Source organism: Pseudomonas sp. GV047 (genome assembly GCF_003058245.1).
Lineage (GTDB): Bacteria > Pseudomonadota > Gammaproteobacteria > Pseudomonadales > Pseudomonadaceae > Aquipseudomonas > Aquipseudomonas marginalis.
Genome location: NZ_QCWA01000029.1, coordinates 1 through 8,285, shown reverse-complemented (window position 1 = coordinate 8,285; position 8,285 = coordinate 1). Strand labels below are relative to the sequence as shown.

Genomic DNA, 8,285 nt, shown 5'->3' with positions numbered 1-8,285 from the left:
GGGATCAAGCGTTATCGCTATGACGATCTTGGCCGGCCGGTGGCCCGCGAGGATGAGCATGGCGCGCTGACCCAGTATCAGTGGGACAGCGTGGGCCGGTTGGTTCGCGTGGTGCTGCCGGGTGGAGCGTGTCGGGAATACAGCTACAACCCCTACGGAAAAATCACCGCCGAACGCGACGAACTGGGCCACGTCACCCGCTACGAATACGCCGACGGGTTGCACCTGATCAGTCGGCGCATCAACGCTGATGGCACTCAGGTCAACTACCGCTACGACAACGTGCGGTTATTGCTGACCGAGATCGAAAACGAGGTTGGCGAGACCTACCGACTTGCTTACCACCCCAATGGGCTGATCCAGCAGGAAACCGGGTTTGACGGGCAGCGTACGGCCTACGTCTACGACCTCAATGGCAACCTGCAGGAAAAAACCGAACACGGTGACGATGGCAGTCAGCTCGTTACCCGTTACGAGCGAGACCACGCCGGACGCCTCGTACGAAAAAACCTGCCTGATGGCAACAAGGTCGATTACGCCTACGACCGCCAGGGCAAACTCCTCAGCGTCGACGACGGCCACTGGGCGCTGGCCTACGAATACGACCCACAAAGCCGCCTCACCGCCGAACACCAAGGCTGGGGCACCTTGCGCTACGGCTACGACGCCTGCGGCCAGCTTCAACACCTGCGCCTGCCGGACAACAACCGCCTGGTGTTCAACCACAGCAAAGGCGGCCACCTCGCCACCGTCGAGTTAAATGGCACGCTGCTAACGTCTCATCTGTTCAGGACCGGCCGTGAACACCAACGCGCCCAGGGGAAACTGCTCAGCAGCTACCAACACGACGAACAGGGCCGCCTGTTCAACCACGGTATCTGTGACAGCGAAGGCGCGCTGTACCGACGTCAATACGACTACGACAAATCCGGCAACCTCACCCGCCTGCTCGACACCCGCAAAGGCGAACACCACTACCACTACGACCCGTTAGGCCGCCTCACCCGCGCCGACCACTCCCAGGACCTGCAGGAACGCTTCGGCCACACCCCGGCCGGCACCCTGCTGATGCAAGACCGCCCCGGCCCCGACATCGTTGCCGGCAACCGCCTGATGATTCAGGGCGACCGCCACTACGACTATGACGCCTTCGGCAACCTCATCCGCGAGCGGCGCGGCAAAGGCCATCAACTCGTCACCGAATACCGCTACGACTGCCAGCATCGGCTGATCGCCATCACCCAACCCAACGGCCAAACCGCGAGCTATCGCTACGACCCGTTTGGGCGGCGCATCAGCAAAACCGTGGACGGCATAACCACGGAGTTTTTCTGGCAAGGCGACAAGCTGATTGCCGAACACCATGCGGATCGCCATCGCAGCTATCTCTATGAACCCGACAGTTTCCGTCCGCTGGCACTGCTAGAAGGCTTCGGCCCAAAAAACACCAAAGCCTTTCACTACCAACTCGACCACCTCGGCACACCACAGGAACTGACAGACCCAGAGGGCGACATCGTCTGGTCCGCCCACTACCGCGCCTACGGCCAGATCAGCCGACTCGACAAAGGCACAATCGACAATCCGCTACGTTTCCAGGGGCAGTACTTTGATCAGGAAAGCGGCCTGCACTACAACCGTCATCGCTACTACAATCCGGATATTGGGTGTTACCTGACGCCTGATCCGGTGAAGCTGGCGGGTGGGATCAACGCGTATCAGTACGTGCCCAATCCTACGGGGTGGGTGGATCCGTTAGGGTTAAGCTGTAAGATTGGAAATTGCCCGGATTCAAAAAACGATTTAACAAAAAAAGCACCTCCTGGAGTATTAACTACTCACGAGAAGGCTGGAGGACACCTGATTGAAAAACATGTCGGTCGAACAGACGAACAGTTAGCGGCAAGATTTGAATCAGAACCGCACATCCCAGCCTCATCCACCTTCAAAACTCTAGAAGAGGCTGAGGCTATAGTGTCCAAAAGCTTGACTGCACACCAGCAAGAAATAACTACATTTTTAAGTGGAAACAAGGAAAAACTCTTAATTAAAGGCAGCTCAAGTCAACCCGTAGGGGTAAGCATGCTAAATGGAGCAACAAAATCCGTACCTGTTTATAAGTTCCTATTAGTCATAAAACGAGCTCCTAAAATGCCAGATGGCTATCTATTGCTAACAGGATACCCAGAAAAATGAATGAACCATTAACAGAGCTACAACAATTTTTTGGTGCTTACTTTAATCAGGATTGGGCGGAAGATCATTCATCGGCCGATGATGTCATCGATACATTTCTACTGGACTCGCCTAGAGAAATAATCATGACAGTAAAACAGGAAATTTTAGAGCTGATAAATTCGTATACCAATGAGCCAGACCTTCAAGAAAATTTACTGCATATACAGCATTGCTATTACTACTATCCACACCAATGGGCCTCAGGCCCGTTATGGCTAAATCACATAGTTCGAAAGTTTGATGAACACCTACAAAAAAACCAATATTCAACTTAAAAAACAGCCGTATAACGATCTTTGCTATTAATATTTTGGCCTGCTGCGCAGTCCACGCAGGGCAAGCCTGCTCACCACAAGGAATGAAGGCTCAGCCAAATTGAATAGGTGAGCCTCCCAGCCTGATCAGCGTTTACTCAGTTCCATAATCATCCGACTCAGCAAGTAAATCCGCGGTGCCACGCTCTCCACCTCCGCATACTCCTGCGGCGTATGAATATTCCCCCCCACTATCCCAAACCCATCCAACGTCGGCGTCCCTACCCCGGCGGACAAACTGGCATCCGCCGCGCCGCCGCTGCCTTCAATGGTCAACTTTTTACCCAGCTCCCCATAAATCCCCTGGGCAATCGCCACCAGCTTGTCCGACTCCGGCGTCTGCGGCATGGGCGGCAGGCCGCGTTTGAGGGTGGTGGTCACTTCGGTTTCCGGGATCAATTTGTTGGCGGAGACCCGCACCAAGTCCTTCTCGATCCGGTCGAACTCTTCCGGCAATGCCGCACGCACATCGGCCTTGGCGGTGGCTTGGTCGGGGATGACGTTGGTGCGGTCGCCCGCGTTGATCACGGTGAAGTTGATGGTGGTCTTCTTGTCTTCATCGCCGAGTTTGCCCAGTTGCAGAATCTGGTGCGCGGCTTCCATGGCGGCGTTGCGTCCCAGCTCCGGGGCGACGCCGGCGTGGGCGGCTTTGCCTTTGACTTCGACCACGGCGGTGGCACTGCCTTTGCGCCACACCACCAGGCCGTCGGCTGGGCGGCCGGGCTCCAGGTTCAGCGTGACGTCGTGGGCCTTGGCGGTGTTACGGATCAGTTCAGAGGCGATGTCGGAACCGGTTTCTTCGCTGGCATCGAGCAGGAAGGTAATCTGGGCATAGTCCTTGAACCCTTGGTTCTTCAGGACTTTGAGCGCGTAGATGCCGGCGACGATGCCGCCCTTGTCATCCATCACGCCGGGGCCATAGGCGCGGCCGTCCTTGATATGAAACGGCCGTTCGGCCGCCGAGCCTTCCTTGAACACGGTGTCCATGTGGGCCATCAGCAGGATTTTGGCCTTGCCGTCGCCCTTGAGGGTGGCGATCACATGGCTGCTGTTGGCGGCGGCATCCGGCACCCGTTCAATGGTGAAGCCCAGTTGTTTGAGTTCATCGACGGCGATGTCACTCACCTGGGTCAAGCCTGGCCCGTAGCCGGAGCCCGAATCGATATTCACCAGGCGCTCCAGCAGTTTCAAGGCCGGGGCCTTGTACTGCTCGGCGTCGGCCTGGATCTGTTTGTGGGGTTCGGCGCTGTAGGCCGGGACTGCAAAAGACAAGGCCAACGTGGCGGCCAGGAAAGTACGCGGGAAGGTGAAGGGCATGAACCGATCCTTGTTTTTTGTTGGGGTGCCGCCTCACCCTACCCCACTAGACCGACCGCAACCAAGTGCCTTGCACCGAACTGACCCGGTTGCGCCCGCTGCTCTTGGCTTCATACAGCGCCAGGTCTGCCTCATTGAGCCAACGGGTCGAGTCGGCGTGCCCTGGTTGATACGGCGCCAGGCCGATGCTCAAGCTGGCGCGCAATGACGGGTCCTGGGCGTAGGCCAACGCGTTGAAGCGATCGCGCAACGCATCCATCACTTCGGTGGCGCGGTTGAGCGGCATGCCCGGCAGGATCACGCAGAACTCATCGCCGCCATAGCGCCCGGCCAGGTCAGTGGCGCGCAGGTTCTGGCGCAGCACTTTGCCGAGCTGGCGCAGGACGATGTCGCCGGTGACGTGGCCATAGGTGTCGTTGATAAGCTTGAAATGGTCGATGTCGATCAACGCAATCGCGGCCCCTTGCTGTTCGCGGCAGCAACGTTGGAACTCGATCTCCAGGTGGTCTTTCCACGCGCCATGGTTGAGCAGGCCGGTCAGGCTGTCGGTGCGACTCAGCGCCAGCAGTTCGCGTTTGTGCCGGGCCAGGGTCACCGCCTGGCGGTAACAGATCCAACCCAGCGCCAGCGGGTACACCATCAGAATCGGCAGGCAGGCATAGAGCTGGACCGGGGTGGTCGTGGCGATAAAGGCCGGGGTGAATATCAACAGCGACGTGCCGATGCCCAGCGCCTGCGCCGCCCAGCCCGCCAGCATGAAGCGCGGACCGCCGATGGCGACGTTGTTCATGGTCATCATCGACAGGGTCGTCACACCGGGAAGCGGGTTGAAGTGCATGGCCGCGACCCAGAAACCGCCGCAAAACGAATCGAACAGCAAATTGCGGCGCTCACTGCGCAGCGTATGGGTAGTCCGCAACGAGCGCTGAAAGGCCACGACCGGCCAGACAAAGGCGTTGATCACCATCCAGGCCCACACCCATGGCGCCGGATCCAGCGGGTACATGCCAAACACCACGCACACGAAACCGAGCGTCAGCCCCAAGGTGCGGGATTTATACAAACGGGTAGCGAGCGGAAGTCCTTTTCCTCCGACGGCTGGCATGGAGGGCTGTAATCCTGGATGAATGCCTGGAGTCTATCAGGGCGCCAGCAATTAGCCACCATTGCTCACTCCCCCGCCAAAACATTCAGTGGGAAAAACCGCGGGCCAGCATCAACGCCACCCCCAGCAGCAGCACCGCCGTGATCCGCTGCAATAGCACACGGCGCTGGGGGGTTTCCAGCACGTGCTTGATGCGCTGGCCGAAGTAGCAATACAGGCAACCGCTGGCAAATTGCAGCACCAGAAAGGTCGCCCCGAGGATGGCGATATCCACCGCTGCACGGTGCTCCCCTGCCCCGGCGAACTGTGGGAATACAGCGCTGAACATGATGAGGGTCTTGGGGTTGGAAAAGCCGGTCAGCAGTCCTTTGCCGAACAGGCTGCGCGAGCCCTCCACGGCAGCCGCCTTGCCGATCGACACGCCGCTGCCGGTCCACTGCTTGTAGGCCAGATAGAGAATGTAGGCCACTCCGACCAACTGAATGGTCAGGGTGATGGCGAGATTGCCCTTGATCAGTGCCGAAAAGCCCACGGCAAAGATCAGGATGGAAATCAGGTACGACACACTGGCACCGAGTTGCGCCGGGATCGAACTGCGCAAACCGCTCTTCAAGCCCAGGCTCAACAGCAGCAGGGTCATGGGGCCGGGGCTGAAGGTCATGGTGGCGCAAAACAGCAGGAAGTAGAGAAACGAAGAGAGCGTCAATGCGCTGGTCATGGCCTTGGACCTGAGACGAGAAGGCGTGCAGTTTAGGCAAGCGGCGTTGCATAAGGCAGGTAAAGTCAGGCCTAATCCGGCCGAACTTCACCGGTAAAATCACCGGTAAACACAAGGAAGGTTTATGTTTATACCCGCCATCGCGTTTGTGAACGGCACACCCAAGGTGCAGCAGATCGTCGAGGCGTTCAGCCAGCTCATCGAGACCGGCGAATGGGCACCCGGCAGCAAGTTGCCGTCGGTGCGTGAGTTGACCCAGGCCCTGGGTGTCAGCAAGTTCACCCTCAACGAAGCCCTGGACCGCCTGCGCGGGCGCAACCTGCTCACCTCCAGCCAGGGCCGTGGCTACTTCGTGGCCGTTGACAGGGTGCGCCCGGCCTCGGCGAGCTGGGTCGACCTGCTGCCCCAGGACCTGCTCAGCGTATTGCGCCGCCCCCTCGCCTCAGTCTACGGCGACCTGCGCCCCGGCGGCGGCCACTTGCCAGAAGCGTGGCTGGATAACGAAGCCTTCCGCCAGGCCATGCGCAGCACCGTGCGTGCGCCGTCGCTGCGCATCGCCGCACTGGGCACATCCGCCGGGCTGCTGCCCTTGCGCCAGGCCCTGCAACAGAAGCTGCATGCCGACGGTTTGTCGGTGCCGGTGGAACAAATCATCACCACCCCCAACACCGTGCAGGGCCTGGACATGCTCATGCGCCTGCTCGCCAGGCCCGGCGACACGGTGCTGCTGGACGCACCGTGCTATTTCAACTTTCACGCCAACCTGGCCTTGCACGGGGTCAAGATCGTGACCATCGAGCGGCGCCCCGACGGCTTCGACTTCAGCGTTCTCGAGCAGTTGCTGGCCGAACATCGTCCCAGCCTGTACCTGACCACCAGCGTGCTGCATAACCCCACCGGCCACTCCTTCAGCCCCAGCCAGGCGTTTCGCCTGTTGCAACTGACCCAGCAGTATCACTGCCATATCATCGAAGATGACCTCTACGCCGACCTGCACCCCAACCCGCCGCCGCGCCTGGCCACTGTCGCCGGCCTCGACCAGGTCACCTACCTTTCGGGCTTCTCCAAAGTCCTCAGCGCCAACGCCCGTGTCAGCTATGTGGTGGCCGCACCGCAACTGGCGGCCAACCTTACCCATATGAAGCTGATGAGTGGCGGCGTGACCTCGGAGCTGCTTGAACAGATCGTCTACCGCACGCTCAGCGAAGGCAGCTACACCAAGCATCGCAAGCGCATGGTCCAGCGCCTGATGGAGGCCGGCGGACGTGTCGAACAGTGGCTGCGGCGTTGCGGCTGCGAACTGCCGATGCCCTATGAGGGCGGGATGTTTATCTGGGCGCGTCTGCCACCTGGGGTAAGCGGCGAGCAACTGGCCCAGGATGCGTTGAAACAAGGCATGGTGCTGGCGCCGGGTGCGTTGTTCGGTAATGACCCGGCGCACCGCGACTCGATGCGCTTCAATGTGGCCCACAGTGATGAGCCACGGGTGCAGCAGGTGTTTGCGGCGCTGTTGCAGGCTGCATCCGATGGGGCTCCCCCGCCCCCCTAACATGAGACGGGTTTACTCCCGACGGCCGTGCGCCGGTGAGCTTCTGTGTTACCGAGCCGTCGGGGTCGGCCCCACAGCCCACGCCGGCCACTACTGGAAGGCGCGTTCCATCTTGATGATCTCGATTGAAATCGCACTGTTGCCACGGCTGAAGGTGCCTTCGCCAATCTTGCGAAAACCGAACGCGGCATAGAATTTTTCGGCGGTAAGGGTGGCTTCGAGGTAGGCGCACCTATGGCCGGCAGCCTCGATAAGCAGCAGCGCTTTGGTCAGCAGACGGGCGCCGACGCCCTGCCCGGCCGCATCCCCACGAATGAACAGCTTGCTGACCTCATGCCCGTCCACCTCGACGAAACCTTGCACAGTGTCGGTGTACGCCAGCCAAAGGTTGCCGGCAGCGATGGCTTCGCGGTACGTGTCGGGCGAGCGTCCGTCCAGCCACATGGCAATCTGTTCGGTGCCATAGTCGGCCTTGCACAGGTGTTCGACAGAGTGTCTATGCACCAGGAAGAGGCTTTCAGCGTCGTCCTGGATGGCTGGGCGGATCAGCAGTTTTTTCATTCCCTTGAGATTCCGAGCGAGGCCAATGAACCCACGCTTTATAGCCGAATGAGCGCCGGGGAGCGACCCAGGACCGCACATCTTGTGCGTTGACCATGCCCCCCACACACCATATAGTGTGCCCACAAACAGAACAGACCACTACATAGTGTGCAGTATCGGTAATCACCGACCACACTCTGCGCAGTATTTCAATGCCTGACAGCCTGCAAATCAGATTTTTTTGGACGGGTTCACATGCCGTCAAACCAGAACAGAAGGGAGTATTTCAATGCTGAGTTGGGATGAAGTCGACAACGAGGACACCGGTGCAGCCGTGATCAAGGGCGCCAACGCCGGCCATGCCAGCGAAGCCAACATGGACCGCCTCGACGGTGCCGGCGCCGCTGCCGCCATCGAAGCCCGCGCCGTCACCGCCAGTGACTCCGCCGCCATCGTGCGCGCCAAGGCTGCCCTGGACAAACTCGACGTCGCCGAAGGCCT

At 59.6% G+C, this 8,285-nt stretch carries 7 protein-coding genes and 1 pseudogene; 4 read left to right on the top strand and 4 right to left on the bottom strand.

The window, feature by feature from the left end; genetic code table 11:
- Both C8K58_RS32070 and C8K58_RS32065 read left to right on the top strand, forming a co-directional pair.
- A partial coding sequence (locus tag C8K58_RS32070) for an RHS repeat-associated core domain-containing protein (RefSeq protein ID WP_133822174.1) occupies positions 1 to 2,196 on the top strand: 2,196 nt, incomplete at its 5' end.
- Positions 2,193 to 2,513, top strand: coding sequence for a contact-dependent growth inhibition system immunity protein (locus tag C8K58_RS32065; RefSeq protein ID WP_098479656.1), 321 nt, complete (start codon positions 2,193 to 2,195; stop codon positions 2,511 to 2,513). The genes C8K58_RS32070 and C8K58_RS32065, both read left to right, overlap by 4 nt.
- Positions 2,514 to 2,639: 126 nt before the next feature.
- Here C8K58_RS32065 and C8K58_RS32060 read toward each other — a convergent pair whose 3' ends face one another.
- The 3 genes from C8K58_RS32060 to C8K58_RS32050 form a co-directional block, all read right to left on the bottom strand.
- Complete coding sequence (locus C8K58_RS32060) at positions 2,640 to 3,869, bottom strand: M20/M25/M40 family metallo-hydrolase (RefSeq protein WP_027608111.1); 1,230 nt, start codon at positions 3,867 to 3,869, stop codon at positions 2,640 to 2,642.
- Positions 3,870 to 3,915: 46 nt separating this feature from the next.
- Positions 3,916 to 4,974 (bottom strand): diguanylate cyclase, encoded by a 1,059-nt coding sequence (locus C8K58_RS32055; protein ID WP_027608110.1) that lies wholly within the window; start codon positions 4,972 to 4,974, stop codon positions 3,916 to 3,918.
- Positions 4,975 to 5,059: 85 nt separating this feature from the next.
- Positions 5,060 to 5,692 carry a LysE family translocator gene (locus C8K58_RS32050; protein ID WP_108574925.1) on the bottom strand — a complete coding sequence of 211 codons (633 nt, stop codon included), beginning with the start codon at positions 5,690 to 5,692 and terminating at the stop codon, positions 5,060 to 5,062.
- A 124-nt stretch (positions 5,693 to 5,816) separates the two neighbouring features.
- Between C8K58_RS32050 and C8K58_RS32045 the strand changes: the two genes are divergently transcribed.
- Positions 5,817 to 7,241: a PLP-dependent aminotransferase family protein gene (locus C8K58_RS32045; RefSeq protein ID WP_027608108.1), complete on the top strand. Its 1,425-nt coding sequence runs from the start codon at positions 5,817 to 5,819 to the stop codon at positions 7,239 to 7,241.
- A gap of 90 nt (positions 7,242 to 7,331) precedes the next feature.
- Here the strand turns inward: C8K58_RS32045 and C8K58_RS32040 are convergent, their stop codons facing one another.
- Positions 7,332 to 7,802 (bottom strand): GNAT family N-acetyltransferase, encoded by a 471-nt coding sequence (locus C8K58_RS32040; RefSeq protein WP_027608107.1) that lies wholly within the window; start codon positions 7,800 to 7,802, stop codon positions 7,332 to 7,334.
- 271 nt (positions 7,803 to 8,073) lie between these two features.
- Between C8K58_RS32040 and C8K58_RS32035 the strand changes: the two are divergent.
- Positions 8,074 to 8,285, top strand: a pseudogene (locus tag C8K58_RS32035) (ribonucleotide-diphosphate reductase subunit beta); the annotation flags it as partial.